Here is a 19458-nt window from a genome sequence, read left to right as displayed (position 1 = left end):
CTGCGGTGGCCCGGCTCCGCCCGGCGGTGCTGTCCACCGGCTACCGCAGGCTGCTGCGGCCCGCGCTCTTCGCCGCCGCCGGCGGCGACCCGGAGGCCGTCCACGAGGCCACCCTGGAGCGGCTGGAGCAGCTGGGGCGCCACCCCCACCTGGTCCGGGCGCTGCGGCGGCTGACGGCCGTCGACGGCGCCGAGGTGGAGCTCGCCGGCATCCGGTTCCCCGGGCCGGTCGGGCTGGCCGCCGGGATGGACAAGGGCGCCCGGGCGGTCACCGCCTGGCAGGGGCTCGGGTTCTCCCACGTCGAGGTCGGCACCGTCACCGCGCACCCGCAGCCGGGCAACCCGCGGCCCCGGGTGTTCCGGGCGCCGCTCTCGGGCGGGCTGGTCAACCGGATGGGGTTCAACAACGACGGCGCCGCCGCGGTCGCCGACCGGCTGGCCCGGGCCGGCGTCCGCCGCGGCAACGGCGCCGCCGGGGTGCCGGTGGGGATCTCGCTGGGCAAGAGCAAGGTGACCCCGCTGCCGGAGGCGGTGGAGGACTACCTGACCTCGCTGCGGCTGCTGGCCCCCCACGCCGACTACCTCGCGGTCAACGTCTCCAGCCCCAACACCCCGGGGCTGCGCCGGCTGCAGGACGGCGGCCACCTCCGCGAGCTCGTCACCGCCCTGGTGGCCGAGACCCGCACGCTGGCGGGCGACGCCGCGGCCCCGGTGCCGGTGCTGGTCAAGCTCGCCCCCGACCTCGGAGACGAGGCCCTCGACGAGGTCCTGGAGGTCTGCGAGGACGCCGGCGCGGCCGGGATCATCGCCACCAACACCACCACCTCCCGCGACGGCCTGGTCGGGCTGGACCAGCGCCTGGTCGACGAGCCCGGCGGCCTCTCCGGCGCGCCCCTGCGGGACCGGGCCCGCGCGGTCGTCGCCCGGGTCAGCTCCCGCTCGGCGCTGCCGGTGATCGGGGTGGGCGGCATCATGACGGCCGACGACGCGCTCGCGCTGCTGGACGCCGGCGCCCGGCTCGTGCAGGTCTACACCGGCTTCATCTACGCCGGACCCGGGCTGGTCGCCGAGATCACCGCCCGGCACGCGCGGCGGCAGGCGCCGGCAGGCACACCATCGCTGGGGAGGCGAGCATGACGACCGACACGACCACCACCACCGCGGACGGCGGCCGGGCCGGCTGGGGGAGCCGGCTGGCCCGCGTCACCGCCGAGCGGGGACGGCTCTGCGTCGGCCTCGACCCGCACCCGCAGGTGCTGGCGGGCTGGGGGCTGGACGACGACGTGGCCTCGGTCGAGCGCTGCATGCGCTCCACCGTGGCCGCGCTGGGGGACCTGGTCGCGGTGTTCAAGCCGCAGTCGGCCCTCTACGAGCGGTTCGGCTCGGCCGGGGTGGCCGTGCTGGAGCGGCTGCTGGCCGACATCGCCGCCACCGGGGCGCTGGCCCTGATGGACGCCAAGCGCGGCGACATCGGCTCCACCATGGCCGGCTACGCCGCGGCCTACCTCACCGACGGCTCGCCGCTGGCCGCTGACGCCCTCACCGTCAACCCCTACCTGGGCCTCGACGCCGTCGCCCCCGCCCTGGACGCCGCCCGCGCCAGCGGACGCGGCGTCTACCTGCTGGCCCGCACCAGCAACCCCGGCAGCGGCTGGCTGCAGCTGGCCTCCTCCGACGGGCGCACCGTCGCCCAGCTGGTCTGCGACGCCGCCGCCGAGCAGAACGCCGCCGAGCTGGCCGCCGGCGGCGGCTCCGGGCTCGGCTCGGTCGGGGTGGTCGTCGGGGGCACCCACGGCCAGGGCGACCTCGACCTCAGCTCCTTCAACGGCTCGGTGCTGGTGCCCGGTGTGGGCGCCCAGGGAGCCACCCTGGCCGACCTCGCCCGCTCCTTCGCCCGCGCCGACCTGCTGCTGCCCACGAGCTCGCGCGGCGTGCTGGCGGCCGGGCCCGACGCGGCCGCGCTGCGGCGGGCGGTCACGGACCTGCTGTCGGAGGCCGGCGTGCTCGGCGGCGGCCCCGCCGGGTCGCGCTAGGGTCGGGCGCACGACCGACAGGAGGTTTCGAGCACCCGTGAGCATCCCCCGGCTGAGCGAGGAGCAGCTGCAGCAGGCCCGTGCGGCCGCCGTGGCCGCCCGCGGCCGTCGTGCCGAGGCCAAGTCCCGGTTGCGCACCGGCGACTGGACGCTGTCCACCCTGGTGGAGCAGGCCGAGACCGACGACGTGCTGGCCCACATCAAGGTGGTGGACGTGCTCCGCTGCCTGCCCCGGGTGGGCACCAAGCGGGCGGCGGCGATCATGGAACGGCTCGACATCGCCCCGAACCGGAGGCTCCGCGGACTCGGCCACCACCAGACCCAGAGCCTGGTCCGGGAGTTCGGGTGAGCGGCTCCTCGCCCCACCCGGACGACCTGCCGGGCGGGCTGACCGTCGTCTCCGGCCCGACGGCCGTGGGCAAGGGCACCGTGGTGTCCCGGCTCCGCCAGGAGCACCCGGAGGTGATGGTGTCGGTCTCGGCCACCACGCGGCCGCCGCGTCCCGGCGAGGTCGACGGGGTCCACTACCACTTCGTCTCCGCCGAGGAGTTCGACGAGCTGCAGGCCGCCGGCGGGCTGCTGGAGTGGGCCGTCGTGCACGGGGTGCACCGCTACGGCACCCCGCGGGCGCCCGTCGAGGCCGCGGTGGCCGCCGGTCGGCGGGTGGTGCTCGAGATCGACCTGCAGGGGGCGCGTCAGGTCCGTGCCAGCTGGCCGCACGCCCAGTTCGTCTTCCTCGCCCCGCCCAGCTGGGACGAGCTCGTCCGGCGGCTCGTGGGCCGGGGGACCGAGGCGCCGGAGGAGCGCGAGCGCCGGCTCGCCACCGCCCGCGAGGAGCTCGCCTCGGCCGCCGAGTTCGACGCCGTGGTGGTCAACCACGAGGTCGACCAGGCCGTGCGGGACTTGGTCGCCCTGCTGTCGGTGGGTAACATGGGCGGGTCTGCCACCACCACCAGAGAAGGTCTGACTTGAGCGTCAACACTCCCGAGGGAATCACCAACCCGCCGATCGACGAGCTCCTCACCCGGGTCGACTCCAAGTACCAGCTGGTGCTGTTCGCCGCCAAGCGCGCCCGCCAGATCAACGCCTACTACTCCCAGCTCGGCGACGGCCTGCTGGAGAGCGTCGGCCCGCTGGTCGAGACCGGCGCGCAGGAGAAGCCGCTGTCGATCGCGCTGCGCGAGGTGAACGCCGGCGTCCTCGAGATGACGCCGATCGACCCCGACGCGCAGCCGCAGGCCGACGCCGACGAGACCGACTTCGGTTTCGGCGACGACCCCGGCATCGCCTGAGCCGCACCGCCTCCCCGAGCACGACCTCCGGACCGCGAGCCCCCGCATGGTGACCCGTGGCTGAGGTCGTGCTCGGCGTCTCCGGCGGCATCGCCGCCTACAAGGCCTGCCTGCTGCTGCGGCTGCTGCGCGAGGCCGGCCACGGCGTCACCGTCGTGCCCACCCGCAACGCCCTGCACTTCGTCGGCCTCGACACCTGGCAGGCGCTCTCGGGACGTCCGGTCAGCACCGACGTGTGGACCGGCTCCGAGGAGGTGCCCCACGTCCGGCTGGGCCGGGCCGCCGACCTCGTCGTCGTCGCCCCCGCCACCGCCGACCTGCTGTCCCGGGCGGCCACCGGCCGCGCCGACGACCTGCTGACCAACGTCCTGCTGACCACCACCTCACCGGTGCTGATGGCCCCGGCCATGCACACCGAGATGTGGCAGCACCCGGCCACCGTCGACAACGTGGCGCTGCTGCGGCGCCGCGGCGTGGTCGTGATGGACCCCGACTCCGGCCGGCTGACCGGCGCCGACACCGGGCCGGGCCGGCTGCCCGAGCCCGAAGAGCTCCACAGCCAGGTCGAGGCCCTGCTGGCCGCACCCGGCGCCGCCGCCTCCGCCGCCCGCCGCGACCTCGCCGGCTGCCGCGTGGTGGTCAGCGCCGGCGGCACCCGCGAGGCCCTGGACCCGGTCCGCTTCCTCGGCAACGCCTCCTCCGGACGCATGGGCGTGGCGGTGGCCCGCGCCGCCGCCCTCCGCGGGGCCGAGGTCCACCTGGTCGCCGCCCACCTCGAGGTGGCCCCGCCCTCCTCGGTGCAGCTGCACCGGGTCAGCAGCACCGCCGACCTCGCCGAGCGCGTGCTGGACCTCGCGCCCACCGCCGACGTGGTGGTGATGGCCGCCGCCGTGGCCGACTTCACCCCGGCGCAGCACAGCAGCGACAAGCTCAAGAAGAGCGGCGAGGAGGGGCTGACCCTGCAGCTGCGCCAGACCACCGACGTGCTGGCCGCGGTGTCGGCCGCCCGCCACCCCGGCCAGGTGGTCGTCGGCTTCGCGGCCGAGACCGTGGCCGACCGTGACCGCCGGCTCGAGGTCGCCCGGCAGAAGCTGGCGCGTAAGGGCTGCGACCTGCTGGTGGTCAACGACGTCACCGGCGGCGCCGTCTTCGGCCAGCCGGACAACCGGGTCGCCGTCCTCGGCCGCGACGGCAGCCTCGCCGAGCACGAGGGTCCCAAGGGCGCGGTCGCCCATCACATCCTGGACGCCGTCCGCTCCCTCAGGGCCGCCGACTAGTCTCGAGCGGTCGGTCACCCCGGCGCCCACCACCGTCCCGCGACGCCGAAGCCCGTCGCTCGCACCCAGCCAGGAGCCCGGTCGATGTCTCGCCTCTTCACCTCCGAGTCCGTCACCGAGGGTCATCCGGACAAGATCGCGGACCAGATCAGCGACCGCATCCTCGACGAGCTGCTCGGCGCCGACCCGGCCAGCCGGGTCGCGGTGGAGACCCTGGTCACCACCGGCCTCGTGGTGGTCGCCGGCGAGGTCACCACCGAGGGCTACGCCGACATCCGCGGCATCGTCCGCGACACCATCCTGGGCATCGGCTACGACTCCTCCAGCAAGGGCTTCGACGGCGCCTCCTGCGGGGTCAGCATCTCCCTGGGGTCGCAGTCGCCCGACATCGCCCAGGGCGTCGACGCCTCCTACGAGCAGCGCCGCGACGCCGCCCAGGACCGCTACGACGCCCAGGGCGCCGGCGACCAGGGCCTGATGTTCGGCTACGCCTGCTCGGAGACGCCGACGCTGATGCCGCTGCCGATCGACCTCGCGCACCGGCTGTCGGAGCGGCTCACCGAGGTCCGCAAGGACGGCACCATGCCCTACCTGCGCCCCGACGGCAAGACCCAGGTGACCGTGGAGTACGTCGACGGCCGCCCGGTCCGGCTGGACACCGTGGTGCTGTCGGCCCAGCACGCCGCCGACATCGACCTGGAGAACCTGCTCACCCCCGACGCGCGCAACCACGTCGTCGAGCCGGTGCTGGACGCCTACGACCTGGGCCACCACGACTACCAGCTCTTCGTGAACCCCACCGGGCAGTTCGTCATCGGCGGGCCGATGGGCGACGCCGGCCTCACCGGGCGCAAGGTCATCGTCGACACCTACGGCGGCGCCGCCCGGCACGGCGGCGGGGCCTTCTCCGGCAAGGACCCCTCCAAGGTCGACCGCTCCGCCGCCTACGCGATGCGCTGGGTGGCCAAGAACGTGGTGGCGTCCGGGCTCGCGGAGCGCTGCGAGGTGCAGGTGGCCTACGCCATCGGCCGCGCCCACCCGGTCGGTTTCTACGTCGACTGCTTCGACACCGAGAAGGTGCCGCTGGAGCAGATCCAGGACGCCGTGCTCGAGGTGTTCGACCTGCGGCCGGCGGCGATCATCGACGCCCTGGACCTGCTGCGCCCGATCTACGCCCCGACCGCCTCCTACGGCCACTTCGGCCGCGAGCTGCCCACCATGACATGGGAGCGGACCGACCGTGCCGACGCCCTCGCCGCGGCCGTCAAGGGCTGAGCCCGTCCCCGCGGCGGACGCCACCGGCGCCCGCCCCGCCGCCCGGCTGCTGGCCCGGGCGGTGTTCTGGGTCGCACTCGCCGGCAGCGCCTGGCTGCTGCTGCGGCCGTCCGCGGGTGGCACGCCGCTGCCGGTGAGCGACAAGGTGCTGCACGCCGGGCTGTTCCTCGTCCTCGGGCTGCTGGGGTGGCTCTCCACGCTGCCCCGCACGACGGTGCTCCTCGTGCTGCTCGCCTGGGCACCGCTGTCGGAGCTGCTGCAGCACCTGCTCCCCACCGGGCGCACCGGCGACCCGCTGGACCTGCTGGCCGACCTGGCGGGGCTCGCCCTGGCCGCCCTGGTCGCCGCGCTGGCCGGGGCGGTCGCGGCCCGCTCGCGGCGGACGGCCGGTGTGACCCCGCGGTGACGGGGTAGTCGTCCCTCCGCCGACGGCCGTCGCGGGCGGCCGTGCGTCCGGCGGGGCTCGAGCGCCGGACGTCCAGCACCGGTCCGTGCCGGGGCCTGGCAGGCCAGGACTCCACAGGAGGTGCAGTGATGACGGCGGCCAGCTCCACCGCAGACACGTCCGACACCGAGCTCAAGCGCACGATCACCGGACGGCTGCTCTTCTTCTACGTGCTCGGCGACGTGCTGGGCTCGGGCATCTACGTGCTCATCGGGGCGGTCGCCGCCGCGGTGGGCGGCGCCTTCTGGCTGGCCTTCGCCGCCGGCGTCACCGTGGCCACCATCACCGGCATGGCCTACGCCGAGCTGGTCACCAAGTACCCGCAGGCCGCCGGCGCCTCGCTCTACGTCCACCGGGCCTTCCGCAAGCCCATGCTGACGTTCCTGGTCACCATCTGCATGCTCAGCGCCAGCTTCGCCGCGGCGGGCTCGCTGGCCACCGGGTTCGCCCGCTACTTCAGCCAGGTGGTGCCGCTGCCGCCGCCGCTGCTGATCGCCCTGCTCTTCGTCGTCCTGCTCTGCCTCGTCAACTTCATCGGCATCACCGAGTCGGTGGTGGCCAACCTGGTGATGACCCTCGTCGAGGTCGCCGGACTGGCGCTGGTGCTGGTCATCGGCATCGTGCACGTGGCCCGCGGCGACGCCAGCTGGGGCGTGCTCACCGACTTCACCGCCGAGGGCAACCCGGTCTTCGCCCTGGTCGCCGGCGTCGCGCTGGCCTTCTTCGCCATGACCGGGTTCGAGAACGCCGCCAACGTGGCCGAGGAGACCGTCCGGCCGGCGGTCACCTTCCCGCGGGCGCTGATCGGCGGCATGGTCGCCGCCGGCGGCATCTACGTGCTGGTGGCCATGAGCGCCGCCCTGGTGGTGCCCATCGACGTCCTCGGAGGTTCGGAGGCCGCCCTGCTGGAGACGGTGCGGGCGGGCATCCTGCCGCTGCCGGTGGGCATGATGATCATCCTGTTCGCCATCATCGCCATGGTGGCCATCACCAACACCACCCTCGTCGCGGTGGTGACCGAGTCCCGCATCCTCTACGGGATGGCCCGCGAGGGCGTGGTGCCGCGGATCTTCTCCCGCCTGCACCTCGTGCGCCGCAGCCCCTGGGTCGGTCTGCTCTTCTCCGGTGTCGTGGTGGCCACGCTGCTCGTCGTCGGCCAGGTGGTGCTCTCGATCAACCCCGAGCTCGACCTGGTCGACCGGCTGGCCACCGTCACCGTGGTCTTCCTGCTCTTCATCTACGGGCTGGTCATCGTCTCGGCGCTGAAGCTCCGCGGCCACGACGAGACGGGGGAGGCCTACCGGGCGAACACCGTGCTGCTGTACCTCGGGCTGCTGGCCAACGCGGTGCTGCTGGTGTACGTGGTGGTGGACGACCCGTCCTCGCTGCTGTGGGTCGCCGGTCTGCTGGCCCTCGGGCTCGCCCTCTACCTGGTGGCCCGGCTGACCTCGACCCGACGCCGCGACCCGCTGGACGTCCACGAAGCCGACCAGGAGGTCTGAGATGCACGTCATCGTCGCCACCGACGGATCCCGCCAGTCCCTGGCGGCGGCCAAGGAGCTCAAGCGGATCGCGGACCCGAGCCGCATCGACGACGTCACCGTCGTCGCCGTGGTCAGCCCGCTCGCCGCGGTCTCCTTCGCCAACGACCTCGGCGGGCCGCTGGCCCGCAAGGCCAAGGAGACCCAGGAGCCGCTGAGCTTCCGCCAGGAGGCCCACGACGCCACCACGGTCGTGATGGAGCAGTTCGAGGGCTGGGGACCGGCGGTGCACCGCCGCATCCGCAGCGGCTCGGCCGCCGCCGAGATCAACAAGCTGGCCGGCGAGCTCGAGGCCGACCTCATCGTGCTCGCGGCGGGCGGACGCGGGCTGAGCGAGACGATCCTGCTCGGCAGCACCGCCACCCGGGTGCAGCACTCGGCGCCCTGCCCCGTGCTGGTCGTCCGGCCCCGGCGACGACCCCGGAAGAGCTCCTGACCACCCCGGCGACGCGGCGTGGCGTCAGGGCCGACCCCTAGCATCGGGGCGTGCCCGACCAGACGCCGCTGATCGCCGCCCCGGCCGTCACGGCCCCGGCCGGCCCCGCGCGGGCCCCCGAGCCGGTGGACGTGGCCCGGGTGGCCGTCGACGTGGCGCTGCCGCACCTGGACCGCCCCTTCGACTACGAGGTGCCGCCGGCGATGGCCGCGACCGCGGTGCCCGGGGCGCGGGTGCGGGTGCGGTTCGCCGGCCGGCTGCGCGACGGCCTGGTGCTGGAGCGCACCGACCGGACCGACTCCGAGCGGGCTCTTGCCCGGCTGGAGAAGGTGGTCTCCGCCGAGCCGGTGCTGCGTCCCGACGTGGCCCGGCTGGTCCGCGCCGTCGCCGACCACTGCGCCGGGACGTTCTCCGACGTGGTCCGCCTCGCGGTGCCGCCGCGCCACGCCGCCACCGAGAAGGCCGCCCGTCGCGAGCGGGTGCCGCTCGACCTCAGCGGCTGGCAGCCCGCCGACTCGCCGCTGGCCGCCTACCCGTGGGGCCGGGAGTGGCTGGACGCGGTGGCCCGCGGCGAGGTGCCGCGGGCGTTCTGGCAGGTGGCCCCCACCGCGGGGGCCGCCGGCTCCTGGGCCCGCGGGTTCGCCGACGCCGCCGCCGCGGCCCTGCGGTCGGGGCGGGGTGCGGTGCTGGTGGTGCCCGACGCGCACGACCTGGCGCTGCTCGAGGCGGCCTGCCGAGAGGTGCTCGGCCCGGACGGCTTCGTCCGGCTGACCGCCGACCTCGGGCCCGCTGCCCGCTACCGCGCCTTCCTGGCCGCCTCCCGCGGCGAGGTGCGGGTGGTGATCGGCACCCGGGCCGCCGCGTTCGCCCCCGTGCACGACGTCGGCCTGGTGGCCATCTGGGACGACGGGGACGACCTGCACGCCGAACCCCGCGCCCCCTACCCGCACGCGCGCGACGTCCTCGCCCTCCGTGCCGTGCCTCGGACGGGCACCCGGGCCGCGGTGCTGGTCGCCGGCCACGGCCGCAGCGCGGAGGCCCAGCTGTGGCTGGAGGAGCAGTGGCTGCGTCCGGTCGCGCTGCCGGGTCGGGCCCAGCGCCACCTGTCGCCGGCGGTGCGGGTCGCCGCCGACACCGACCGGGCGCTCGAGCGCGACCCCCACGCCCACGCCGCCCGGCTGCCGCACGACGTCTTCGAGGTGGTCCGGGCCGGGCTGGCGCGGGGACCGGTGCTGGTGCAGGTGCCCCGCACCGGGCACCAGCAGGGCCTGGTCTGCGCCCGCTGCCGCGAACCCGCCCGCTGCTCGGCCTGCGCGGGACCGCTGCAGGCCGCCGGCCCCGGGCAGCCGGTGGGCTGCCGCTGGTGCGGCCGGCTGCAGGGCGGCTGGCGCTGCCCCGAGTGCGGCTCGGGACGGTGGCGGGCGCCGGTCGTCGGCGCCGCCCGCACCGCCCACGAGCTCGGCCGCGCGTTCCCGCAGACCCCGGTGGTGTCCTCCGGCGGCGGCCAGGTCCGCACCGAGGTCGGGCCCGAGGCCGGGCTGGTGGTGGCCACCCCCGGCGCGGAGCCCCGCGCCGCCACCGGCTACGCGGCGGCGGTGCTGCTCGACGCCTCGCTGCTGCTGTCGCGTCCCGACCTGCGCGCCGCCGAGGAGGCGCTGCGCCGCTGGCTCAACGTCACCGCGCTGGTCCGGCCCGGGGCCGAGGGCGGCTCGGTGATCGCCGTCGGGCCCAGCGGCTCGCGGGCCCTGCAGGCGCTGGTCCGGCTCGACCCGGGCACCTTCGCCGAGCGCGAGCTGGCCGAGCGGGCCGAGGCCCGGCTGATGCCGGCCTGGCGGATGCTCACGGTGGAGGGCGGCCCGGCCGCGCTGGAGCAGCTGGTCGCCCTGCTGGAGCTCGACGAGCTGCCGGAGGTCGAGCTGCTGGGGCCGGTCGAGCTCGAGGGCGCCGACCTGCGCGACGAGGCGCCACGGCACCGGCTGGTGCTGCGGTGCCCGCCGCGGGCGGCCGGGGCCCTGGTGCGGGCGGTCAAGCAGGCGGTGTCGGTGCGGAGCGCCCGCAAGGACGAGGGGGCGCTGCGGGTGCAGGTGGACCCGGTGGCCTTCGGCTGACGGGCGCGTCCCGCCGGCGGGCAGGGGAGCCGGTCGACGCGCACTACACTGCGGCGGGTGCGACTGGTCTTCGCGGGCACCCCCGAGGTGGCGGTGCCCTCCCTGGATGCCCTGCTCTCGTCCCGGCACGAGGTGGTGGCGGTGGTCACGCGCCCCGACGCGCCCGCCGGACGGGGCAAGCGGCTGACCCCCAGCCCGGTCGCCCAGCGCGCCGAGGCCGCCGGGCTGCGGGTGCTGAAGCCCGAGCACCCCCGTGACCCCGCCTTCGTCGCCGAGCTGACCGGGCTCGCCCCCGACTGCTGCCCGGTGGTGGCCTACGGCGCGCTGGTGCCCCAGCACGTCCTCGACGTCCCCCGCCACGGCTGGGTCAACCTGCACTTCTCGCTGCTGCCCGCCTGGCGCGGCGCCGCTCCGGTGCAGCACGCGGTGCTGCACGGCGACACCGAGACCGGCGCCACCACGTTCCGGCTGGTCAAGGAGATGGACGCCGGCCCCGTCTTCGGCACCGTCACCGACCGGATCGGACCCAGCGACACCTCCGGGGACCTGCTGGAGCGGCTGTCGCGCAGCGGGGCCGAGCTGCTGGTCCGCACCCTGGACGAGATCGAGGACGGCACCGCCCGGCCGGTGCCGCAGCCCGAGCAGGGCATCAGCCTGGCGCCCAAGATCAGCGTCGCCGACGCCGAGCTGGACTGGAGCCAGCCGGCCGAGGTGCTGGACCGGGTCGTGCGCGGCTGCCAGCCGGCGCCGGGGGCGTGGACCACCTTCCGCGGCGAGCGGTTCAAGGTCGCCTCGGCGACCGTCACCGACCAGAGCCTCCTCCCCGGGCAGATCGCGGTGACCAGGAAGGCCGTGCTGGTGGGCACCGGCACCACGGCCCTCGAGCTCGGCCGGGTGCAGCCTCCGGGCAAGAAGGCGATGCCGGCCGCCGACTGGGCCCGTGGGGTGCAGCTGGCCCCCGACGAGGTGCTGGGCCCGCGGTGAGCGGCCTCCGGCGTCCTGCCCGCCCCGCCGCGTCCAGGCGACGCCCCCAGGTCGACGCCGCCCGCCGGGTGGCCTACGACGCACTCCGCGCCGTCCACGCCGACGACGCCTACGCCAACCTGGTGCTGCCCGACCTGCTGGGCCAGCGGCAGCTCACCGGCCGCGACGCCGCCTTCGCCACCGAGCTGCTGCACGGCACCTGCCGCGGCGAGGGCAGCTACGACCGGGTCATCGAGGCGGCGGCCGGACGTCCGCTGCGCAGCCTGCAGCCGGCGGTGGTGGACGTGCTGCGGCTCGGCACCCACCAGCTGCTGCGGATGGACGTCCCGGTGCACGCCGCCGTCACCACCTCCGTCGACCTGGCCCGCGCGGCCGTGGGCGAGCGGGTCGCCGGGCTGGTCAACGCCGTGCTGCGACGGGTGGGTCGGCAGAGCTGGCAGGAGTGGGTGGAGCAGCTCTCCGAGGGCCTGCCGCCGCTGGAGCAGCTCGCCCTGGCCACCGCCCACCCGCTGTGGGTGGTGGAGGCCTTCACCGACCTGCTCGGCGACGAGGCCGCCGCCGCGCTGGCCGCCGACAACGCCAACCCCACCACCACCCTGGTGCAGCGCCCGGGACTGGTCGAGGACGCCGAGCTGCGCGCCGCCGGTGCCGAGCCGACCGGGCTCTCGCCCTTCGGGTGGCGTCTCGCGGGGCCGCCCGGCGAGCTGGCCGCGGTGCGCGACGGGCGCGCCGGCGTGCAGGACGAGGGCTCGCAGCTGGTGGCGCTGGCCCTGACCCGGGCCGAGGCTCCGGCCGGCCCCTGGCTCGACGTCTGCTCCGGTCCGGGCGGCAAGACCGCGCTGCTGTCGGCGCTGGCCCCGGCCGGGACGCCCGTGCTGGCCGTCGAGCGTCAGCAGCACCGCTCCCGGCTGGTCCGCCAGGCCGTCCGCGCGCTGCCGCGCCCGGCGACCGTCCTCACCGCCGACAGCACCCGCCCGGCCTGGCGGGCCAGCCGCTTCGCCCGCGTGCTGGCCGACGTGCCCTGCACCGGCCTGGGCGCGCTGCGACGCCGCCCCGAGGCCCGCTGGCGCCGCTCGACCGCCGACGTCGACCAGCTGCACGAGCTCCAGCGGGCGCTGCTGCACAGCGCCCTGGACAGCACCGCCCCCGGCGGCGTCACCGCCTACGCGACCTGCTCCCCGCACCGGCACGAGACGGCCGACGTCGTCGCCTCCGTGCTGGCCGAGCGCACCGACGTCACCGCCGAGCCGGCGGCGCCGCTGCTGCCTGAGGTCGCCGACGCCGCCCTGGGCGACTACCTCCAGCTCTGGCCGCACCGGCACGGCACCGACGCCATGTTCCTGGCCCTGCTGCGCCGCCGCTGAGGGCGGAACCCAGCTTCAGGGGATGTGACGTCGGACGGCCTCGGCGAAGCCGCGGGGGTCGTCGACGGCGAGGTGGATCCGGGTGACGGTGACCGTGCCCTGGGGCAGTGAGAGGGTGACGGGCCGCTCGAGCCTGATCTCCATGTCGGTGCGTCCGTCGACGACGTGGTGGAGGGTCTGGTCCTCAGGCGGGCCGCTGAGGCACAACGTGGGTGCGTCCGGGACCCGGCGACGCCGTGGCGTCACGGAGTGCACGACCTCCCACGGGAGGTCCAGGTCGACCTCGCCGCCGTTGCGCAGGCGGATGCCCGCTGGACCGACGGCGTGCGGGCGGGTGATGCAGCCCAGCAGCATGCCGAGCATGAAGACGCTTCCCCAGATCCCGAGCACGAGGAGCGGGAAGCGGACCCAGGGCCACGGGTGGACGACCAGGTCGACGGCGACCACCTCGACGATGCTGACGCAGAGGAAGGCGACGAGCGTGCCACGGGTGGCGCCGTCGTAGCGGAAGCCCGTGGCGCCGGGAGGTACCCACGGCCGTCGGGTGAGGGCTCGGCCGATGCTGGCCCAGCCGGCGGCCTCCAGGCGGACCGCCCGGCGGAGCAGGTGGAGGGTCCTTGGACCCGTGCGGGGGATCGGACGCACGTCCGGTGCCCGGGTCGTGCTCACCGCGGTGCCGCCGTCAGGCGTTCGGCCAGGCGTGCCAGCTCCGTGCCCAGCTGGCGGCGGGCACCCGGCGTGAGGTGGCCGAAGAGCTGGTCGGCCAGCTCCCGGTGGGAGGCCGCCATGGTGTCGAGCAGCTCGACCGCCCGGGGAGTGAGCTCGACGAGCACGGCCCGACGATCCGCCGGGTGGTCGCGTCGCACCACGTGCCCAGCCGTCACCGACTCGTCGACCAGGGTGGTGACGTGTCGGGGGCTGTGCCCCAGCGCCAGCGCCAGATCGCGCTGCATGGCCGGTCCACCGTGGTACAGGGTCCACAGCAGGTGGGCCCGGGCGGTGGTCAGGCCGTGGCTGCGCAGGTAGCTGCTCATGTCCTCGGCCAGTGCATCGGTGATCCGCAGCAGGACGTCGAGCAGCTGCTCGTTACCCATGGTGGGTCTCCCTCCGAGGTGGTCCGGCTGCGCCGGCTCGATCGTGACTCTAGAACATGATGAACTGTGTGCACCACTTGCGGATCTCCATGCTGCGCGGGAGCGCGACCCACCACGGTCGTCCGGACGGGGGGGCGGCCGGGCTCCGGCGGTATGGTGTGGTCGGAGTGCCGGGAAGCCTGGTCGGCGACGTCATCACCGACCAGGAGGACAGCATGAGGGCTCTCATCTGCACGTTCGGCACCCGTGGCGACATCGAGCCGTTCGTCGCGCTGGCCGAGCGGCTCGTCGCGCACGGCCACGAGGCCGTCCTCGCCGCCCCGGAGGCGTACCGGGGCACCGTGCCGGCTCCCGTCGGCTTCTTCCCCGTCGCCACGGAGATGGATGAGGTCATGCGCGCCGGCATGGCCGACCTGAGCGGGCCCTCGCAGGCGCTGCGGATGGCGCGCCGGATGTCCACGGCGATGCGGCTGTCCCTGCAGCAGCAGTGGGCCGCGGCCCGGCAGGTCGACCCGACGATCGTCGTCGCGCACCCGAAGGCGCTGGGTGGACTCCACGTGGCCGAACGGCTGGGCGTCCCCGTGGTCGCCTCACTCCCGCTGCCGTTCCTGACCCCCACCGGTGATTTCCCGATCCCGTTCCTGGCCCGCCCACTGCCTGCCCGGGTGAACCGGTTCAGCTACCAGCTCAACCGCTTCACCGCCGTCGCGTACGGCGGCATGATCAACGCGTTCCGGCGCAGGACACTCGGTCTGCGACGGATCAGCCGGTTCAGCGACCTGCTCCACACGACCTCGGGGGAGCGGGTGCCGGTGCTCTACCCGTTCAGCCCCCGGGTCGTGCCCGTGCCGAGCGACTACCCTGCCTCAGCGCACGTCACCGGCTACTGGTTCCGGCAGGAGCAGCAGGCGGCGTGGGCACCGCCCCGCGAGCTGGTGGCCTTCCTCGCCGACGGCGAGCCGGCGATCTACGTGGGTTTCGGCAGCATGGGATTCGGCCGCGACGCCGGACGCCGCGGCCGCGTCGTCATGGACGCTCTCGCCCGGACCGGGGTGCGTGCCGTCGTCTCGACCGGGTGGGGCGCGTTGCGTGCGCAGTCGTCCAGCAGCGTCATGGTGATCGACGAGGCGCCTCACAGCTGGCTGTTCCCGCGCGTGGCAGCGGTGGTCCACCACGGCGGGTCCGGCACCACCGCGGCGGGTCTCCGCGCTGGCCGGCCGACGCTGGTCTGCCCCGTCCTGGGTGACCAGCCGTTCTGGGGGCGGCGTGTCCAGGCCCTCGGTGCGGGGCCGACACCGCTGCGGCTGCGAGATGCCACCACGAGCACCCTGGCTGCACGGATCCGCGAGCTGGTCTCCAGCGCACGCCTGGCCGACGACGCCCGAACGATCGGGGAGGCGATCCGCGCCGAGGACGGAACGGGGCGGGCCGTCGAGGTGCTCGAAGGCGTCGAGGCGCGGGGCTGACGACGCCCGCCGCCGGCCCCGCGGCGGCCGCCCGCGCGTGCCACCCGGAACTCCGTGTGGCGGGTGGTCGCTGGGGTGGCGGCTGGTGGGGTAGGAACGGGGCATGAGCCGTATCGCCGTCGTCGGGGGCCATGGAGCCGTGGCCCGACAGCTCCACCCGCTGCTCGTCGCCGCCGGGCACACCCCGGTCGCGCTGGTCCGCCGTGACGCCCACGCCCGCGAGGTGGCCGCCCTGGGCGCCGAGCCGCGGATGCTCGACATCGAGGCCTCCGGGGTGGACGCCTTCGTCGAGGCCTTCGCCGGCTGCGACGCCGTGGTCTTCGCCGCCGGCGGCGGGCCCGACGGCAACGCCGAGCGCAAGCAGCGCGTCGACCTGGAGGGCTCCACCAAGTCCACCGAGGCGGCCCGGCGCGCGGGGATCGCCCGCTTCGTGCAGGTCTCGGCGATGTCGGTCGACCAGCCGGTGCCCGGCGACGCCGCCCCGGTGTGGCGCGCCTACGTGGCCGCCAAGCGGGAGGCCGACGCGGTCCTGCGCGACAGCGGTCTGGACTGGACGGTCGTGCGTCCCGGCGCGCTCACCAACGACCCGCCCACCGGGGCGGTGGACCTGGGCGTCACCGTCTCCCGCGGCAGCATCCCGCGGGCGGACGTGGCCGCGGTGGTCGCGGCCTGCCTGGCCGACCCCGGGACGGTCGGCGCGCAGTTCGAGGTGGTGTCCGGCGACGTGCCGATCGCCACCGCCGTCGCCTCCGCGCCGCGGTTCGCCGGGTGACCGCCCGGCCCGCGCACGGCTAGGGTCGCTGGCGTGGGAATCCGCATCACGCCGTCCATCCTGAACTCCGACTTCTCCCGGCTGGCCGAGGAGGTCGGCCGGATCCCCAGCGCCGACGGCGTCCACGTCGACGTGATGGACAACCACTTCGTGCCCAACCTGACCCTGGGGCTGCCGGTGGTGGAGTCGCTGCGGGCCTGCACCGACAAGCTGCTCGACATCCACCTGATGATCACCGACCCCGACCGCTGGGCGCCGGCCTACGCCGAGGCCGGCGCGGAGTCGGTCACCTTCCACGTCGAGGCCGCGGCCGCCCCGGTCCGGCTGGCCCGTGAGCTGCGGAGCCGCGGCGCCCGCGCCTCGATGGCCCTCAAGCCGGCGACCCCGATCGAGCCCTACGCCGACCTGCTGGGCGAGCTCGACATGGTGCTGCTGATGACGGTCGAGCCCGGCTTCGGCGGGCAGAAGTTCCTCGACCTGGTGCTGCCCAAGATCGAGCGCACCCGCGCCCTGGTGGACCGGCTCGGCGGCGACGTCTGGGTGCAGGTCGACGGCGGGATCTCCGAGGCCACCATCGGGCGCTGCATCGACGCCGGGGCCGACACCTTCGTGGCCGGCTCGGCCGTGTTCGGCGCCGACGACCCCGACGCGGTGGTCCGCGCCCTGCGCGAGCGCGGCGCCTGAGGGAAAGAGGTCAGGGACGACGCGGGACACGCTTCAGATCCCGCTGCCCGCTGTCGTCTCCGACCACTTCCCCTGCAGGGTCGACCTCCAGGCCCGACCCTCAGGCGCGGTCCAGGACCTGCCAGGGGTCGGTGCCGAGGGCGAGGCGGACGGTCAGGCGGCGGGCCAGCACGTAGGAGCCGCCGGCGGGGACGGTCACCTGGCGGCGCGACATGATCCAGTTGCTGTTGCCGTAGCAGTCGAAGCCGGCCTCGTCGTAGAGCAGCCCGTAGACCTGCTGGTCGGTGCCGGTCATCCCCATCCACGGCGCGGTCGGGACGTAGACGGCCGGGGAGCCGTAGGGGGTGCTGATGGTGCCGTGCCCGGGCACCCCGCTGCGCTGCCCGGCGCCGTCGTGGTCGATCGCGTCGCCGACCCACAGGGTCACCGGGTCGGTGCCGGCGTTGCGGAAGGTGCTGGTGACCTCGACGTCCTGCGAGCCGGCGGCCAGCCGGTAGCGGGTGCGGACCGAGACCTGCTCGACCCCGACGACCACGCCGACGGTCTCCACCTCGGCCACGTCACCGCCCGCGGTGACCACGCCGACCTCGCTGGAGCGCACCGAGAGCGACTGCCAGGCCTCGGTGCCGGTCGGCTGGGTCCGCTGGGCGTAGGGCAGGTTGATCCAGTCGATCTGGTCCAGGGCACCCCGGTGGGCCAGGTCGAGCGGCTTGCCCACCGTGACCGGGCGCAGCTGGCTGTCCTGGGTGGCCGCCGAGACGGCCAGGGCCAGCTCGCCGTTCTCGAGCACCACGTCGCCCGCGCCGGCCTCCCGCCGCGGCCCCGGCACCAGCGCACCGGTGCGGGCCCGGGCGCCGGTGAGACGGCGCAGGGTCACGTCCGCGGTGGCCGAGCCGGACCCGTCGACCGTGACGTCGCGGACCGCCTCCTCGTAGCCCACCGCCCGCACCGTCACGGTGCAGTCCCCGGCCGGGACGAAGAGCACCCAGCGTCCCTGCGGGTCGGTGGAGGTGGTCGCCAGCCGCGTGCCGTCCCGGCTGACCACGACCTCCGCCTGGCCCACCGGCTCGCCGTCCTGGTCGCGGACCGCCCCGGTCAGACCGTCGCCGTCGTCGACGCGGACCGCACCGGGAGTGCCCTCGGTGACGTCGAAGACGCCGAGGGTGAAGGCGGGGGAGTCGGGGTCGCGGGCGTCCAGGACGATCCGGTAGGTGGAGCGCCACCGCTCCGGGGTCACCGAGCACATCACGTAGCCGCGGTAGGTGCCGTTGTAGAAGCGGACGTGCGGGTTGGCCGGCAGCCCCAACCGCACGTCGGCGTCCCAGCCGGCGCCGGAGGAGATCGAGGTCCCGACGAACTCTGTCGCCAGCACCGGCGACCCCGGGTCGTCGAAGTCGGCCAGCAGGTCGTTCACCCAGGAGGTGTGCCAGTCGCCGCTCAGCACCACCGGGTTGCTCACCTGCTGCTGGGCCAGGTGGCCCAGGATGCGGGAGCGGGCGGCGGGGTAGCCGTCCCACTGGTCGAGGTTGACCACCTTGTCGGGGCCCAGGTCGTAGTCGAACTGGGCCATGATCGTCTGCTGCGCGATCGCGTTCCAGGTGGCCCTGGAGCTGCTGAGCTGATCCAGCAGCCAGCGCTCCTGCTCGGGGCCGGTGAGGGTGGCGGCCGGGTCGTCCACCTCCGCGCAGGGCACCCGGCGGCCGTCGCCGCAGGGCTGGTCGGTGCGGTACTGGCGGGTGTCGAGCACGCTGAAGCGGGCCAGCCGGCCGACGTCGAAGCGCCGGTACAGCAGCATGTCGGGGCCCTCGGGCTCGGACGCCGCCCGCAGCGGCAGGTGCTCGAAGTAGGCCTGGTAGGCCGCGGCCCGCCGCTCGAGGAAGGGACGACCGTCGCCGGCCGCGCCGGGCACCTCGTCGGCGTAGTTGTTCTGCACCTCGTGGTCGTCCCAGGTGGTGACGAACGGGAACCGGGCGTGGGCCTCGCGCAGGTCCGGCGAGGTCTTGTACAGCGCGTGCAGCCGGCGGAACTCGGCCAGGCTGCCCAGGCTGGTCTCGTAGATGTAGTCGCCGAGGTGGACGACGAAGTCGAGGTCCTGCTCGGCCAGGTCGCGCCAGGCCGGGTAGGGCCCGCCGACCCAGCTCTGGCAGGAGGCGAAGGCGAAGGTGAGCTGGTCCACCCGCTGGCCGGGGGCCGGGAGGGTGCGGGTGCGGCCGGTGCGGCTGCTGACGCGCTCGCCGTCCAGCTCGACGCTGAACCGGTACCAGTGCCAGCTGTCGGGGCGCAGCCCCTCGACGGTGACGTGCACGGTGTGGGCGCTGGCGGCGTCGGTGGTCACCGTGCCGGACTGGCGCCCCACCCGAAAGCGCTCGTCGCGGGCCAGCTCCCAGCGGACCTGCACGCTGCCCTCCGGCATGCCGCCGTCGGCGGCGAAGGGGTCGGGGACCACCCGGGTCCACAGCACCACCGAGTCGTGGTGCGGGTCGCCGGAGGCGACGCCGAGGGTGAACGGGGACGGGTCGAGGTCCGCGGTGGCGGCGGAGGCCGAGGCGGCCGCCAGCAGCTCACGGCCGCTGAGGGCGGCCACCGTCCCCACCCCGGCGAGGGCGAGGAGACGACGACGGTCGAGATCGGGCACGCTGACGCGCAGGCCGGGCATGGCACCACCTGGGGGGAGAGGGGACGGGTCGG

Annotated in this window: 19 protein-coding genes; 16 read left to right on the top strand and 3 right to left on the bottom strand. The window is 75.3% G+C overall.

What is annotated here, in order from left to right:
* Window positions 1-5 precede the first annotated feature (5 nt).
* The 13 genes from GC722_RS07805 (at window position 6) to GC722_RS07745 (ending at window position 12754) form a co-directional block, all read left to right on the top strand.
* A complete protein-coding gene (locus GC722_RS07805; protein WP_331714522.1) occupies window positions 6-1136 on the top strand; it encodes a quinone-dependent dihydroorotate dehydrogenase in 1131 nt (376 codons plus the stop codon).
* On the top strand, window positions 1133-2032 hold the full coding sequence (gene pyrF / locus GC722_RS07800; RefSeq protein WP_156609421.1) for an orotidine-5'-phosphate decarboxylase: 900 nt from the start codon (window positions 1133-1135) through the stop codon (window positions 2030-2032). Before GC722_RS07805 ends, pyrF begins: the two co-directional genes overlap by 4 nt.
* A gap of 37 nt (window positions 2033-2069) precedes the next feature.
* The gene (mihF, locus tag GC722_RS07795) at window positions 2070-2381 is read left to right on the top strand and encodes an integration host factor, actinobacterial type (protein ID WP_331714521.1); all 312 of its coding nucleotides are present in this window, start codon (window positions 2070-2072) and stop codon (window positions 2379-2381) included.
* Entirely contained in the window at window positions 2378-3004 is a 627-nt protein-coding gene (gene gmk, locus GC722_RS07790; protein ID WP_331714520.1) for a guanylate kinase, read from the top strand. Before mihF ends, gmk begins: the two co-directional genes overlap by 4 nt.
* Window positions 3001-3324, top strand: coding sequence for a DNA-directed RNA polymerase subunit omega (gene rpoZ, locus GC722_RS07785; protein ID WP_156609420.1), 324 nt, complete (start codon window positions 3001-3003; stop codon window positions 3322-3324). Before gmk ends, rpoZ begins: the two co-directional genes overlap by 4 nt.
* A gap of 56 nt (window positions 3325-3380) precedes the next feature.
* Window positions 3381-4601, top strand: a complete 1221-nt coding sequence (gene coaBC, locus GC722_RS07780) for a bifunctional phosphopantothenoylcysteine decarboxylase/phosphopantothenate--cysteine ligase CoaBC (protein WP_331714519.1) — start codon at window positions 3381-3383, stop codon at window positions 4599-4601.
* A gap of 84 nt (window positions 4602-4685) precedes the next feature.
* On the top strand, window positions 4686-5876 hold the full coding sequence (gene metK / locus GC722_RS07775) for a methionine adenosyltransferase (protein ID WP_156609419.1): 1191 nt from the start codon (window positions 4686-4688) through the stop codon (window positions 5874-5876).
* Window positions 5842-6282 carry a hypothetical protein gene (locus tag GC722_RS07770; protein ID WP_156609418.1) on the top strand — a complete coding sequence of 147 codons (441 nt, stop codon included), beginning with the start codon at window positions 5842-5844 and terminating at the stop codon, window positions 6280-6282. The genes metK and GC722_RS07770 overlap by 35 nt, the downstream gene beginning before the upstream one ends.
* Before the next feature lie 128 nt (window positions 6283-6410).
* A complete protein-coding gene (locus GC722_RS07765; RefSeq protein ID WP_156609417.1) occupies window positions 6411-7823 on the top strand; it encodes an APC family permease in 1413 nt (470 codons plus the stop codon).
* A 1-nt stretch (window position 7824) separates the two neighbouring features.
* Window positions 7825-8298 (top strand): universal stress protein, encoded by a 474-nt coding sequence (locus GC722_RS07760; protein ID WP_156609416.1) that lies wholly within the window; start codon window positions 7825-7827, stop codon window positions 8296-8298.
* Between the two features lie 50 nt (window positions 8299-8348).
* A complete protein-coding gene (locus tag GC722_RS07755; RefSeq protein WP_156609415.1) occupies window positions 8349-10406 on the top strand; it encodes a primosomal protein N' in 2058 nt (685 codons plus the stop codon).
* Window positions 10407-10463: 57 nt separating this feature from the next.
* A complete protein-coding gene (gene fmt / locus GC722_RS07750) occupies window positions 10464-11390 on the top strand; it encodes a methionyl-tRNA formyltransferase (protein WP_331714518.1) in 927 nt (308 codons plus the stop codon).
* Window positions 11387-12754: an RsmB/NOP family class I SAM-dependent RNA methyltransferase gene (locus tag GC722_RS07745; protein WP_331714517.1), complete on the top strand. Its 1368-nt coding sequence runs from the start codon at window positions 11387-11389 to the stop codon at window positions 12752-12754. The genes fmt and GC722_RS07745 overlap by 4 nt, the downstream gene beginning before the upstream one ends.
* Window positions 12755-12769: 15 nt before the next feature.
* Here the strand turns inward: GC722_RS07745 and GC722_RS07740 are convergent, their stop codons facing one another.
* Window positions 12770-13423, bottom strand: a complete 654-nt coding sequence (locus GC722_RS07740; protein ID WP_156609413.1) for a hypothetical protein — start codon at window positions 13421-13423, stop codon at window positions 12770-12772.
* Window positions 13420-13848, bottom strand: a complete 429-nt coding sequence (locus GC722_RS07735) for a MarR family winged helix-turn-helix transcriptional regulator (protein WP_156609412.1) — start codon at window positions 13846-13848, stop codon at window positions 13420-13422. The genes GC722_RS07740 and GC722_RS07735 overlap by 4 nt, the downstream gene beginning before the upstream one ends.
* Before the next feature lie 215 nt (window positions 13849-14063).
* Here GC722_RS07735 and GC722_RS07730 point away from each other — a divergent pair, with 215 nt between their 5' ends.
* The 3 genes from GC722_RS07730 (at window position 14064) to rpe (ending at window position 16770) form a co-directional block, all read left to right on the top strand.
* Window positions 14064-15314 (top strand): glycosyltransferase, encoded by a 1251-nt coding sequence (locus tag GC722_RS07730; protein WP_197429900.1) that lies wholly within the window; start codon window positions 14064-14066, stop codon window positions 15312-15314.
* Window positions 15315-15417: 103 nt separating this feature from the next.
* Window positions 15418-16086, top strand: coding sequence for an SDR family oxidoreductase (locus GC722_RS07725; protein WP_156609410.1), 669 nt, complete (start codon window positions 15418-15420; stop codon window positions 16084-16086).
* A 33-nt stretch (window positions 16087-16119) separates the two neighbouring features.
* Window positions 16120-16770 carry a ribulose-phosphate 3-epimerase gene (gene rpe / locus GC722_RS07720; RefSeq protein WP_331714516.1) on the top strand — a complete coding sequence of 217 codons (651 nt, stop codon included), beginning with the start codon at window positions 16120-16122 and terminating at the stop codon, window positions 16768-16770.
* A 100-nt stretch (window positions 16771-16870) separates the two neighbouring features.
* Here the strand turns inward: rpe and GC722_RS17705 are convergent, their stop codons facing one another.
* Window positions 16871-19426: an alkaline phosphatase D family protein gene (locus GC722_RS17705; protein ID WP_197429899.1), complete on the bottom strand. Its 2556-nt coding sequence runs from the start codon at window positions 19424-19426 to the stop codon at window positions 16871-16873.
* Window positions 19427-19458 lie beyond the last annotated feature (32 nt).

It is taken from the genome of Auraticoccus cholistanensis, from assembly GCF_009742705.1.
GTDB lineage: Bacteria > Actinomycetota > Actinomycetes > Propionibacteriales > Propionibacteriaceae > Auraticoccus > Auraticoccus cholistanensis.
This window is presented reverse-complemented; position numbering and strand designations above follow the sequence as displayed.

Coding starts and splice junctions, on each gene's coding strand:
- GC722_RS17705 (WP_197429899.1), bottom strand. CDS start 19,426: ATGCCCGGCCTGCGCGTCAGCGTGCCCGATCTCGACCGTCGTCGTCTC.
- GC722_RS07725 (WP_156609410.1), top strand. CDS start 15,418: ATGAGCCGTATCGCCGTCGTCGGGGGCCATGGAGCCGTGGCCCGACAG.
- GC722_RS07760 (WP_156609416.1), top strand. CDS start 7,825: ATGCACGTCATCGTCGCCACCGACGGATCCCGCCAGTCCCTGGCGGCG.
- pyrF (WP_156609421.1), top strand. CDS start 1,133: ATGACGACCGACACGACCACCACCACCGCGGACGGCGGCCGGGCCGGC.
- GC722_RS07735 (WP_156609412.1), bottom strand. CDS start 13,848: ATGGGTAACGAGCAGCTGCTCGACGTCCTGCTGCGGATCACCGATGCA.
- GC722_RS07765 (WP_156609417.1), top strand. CDS start 6,411: ATGACGGCGGCCAGCTCCACCGCAGACACGTCCGACACCGAGCTCAAG.
- metK (WP_156609419.1), top strand. CDS start 4,686: ATGTCTCGCCTCTTCACCTCCGAGTCCGTCACCGAGGGTCATCCGGAC.
- GC722_RS07730 (WP_197429900.1), top strand. CDS start 14,064: ATGAGGGCTCTCATCTGCACGTTCGGCACCCGTGGCGACATCGAGCCG.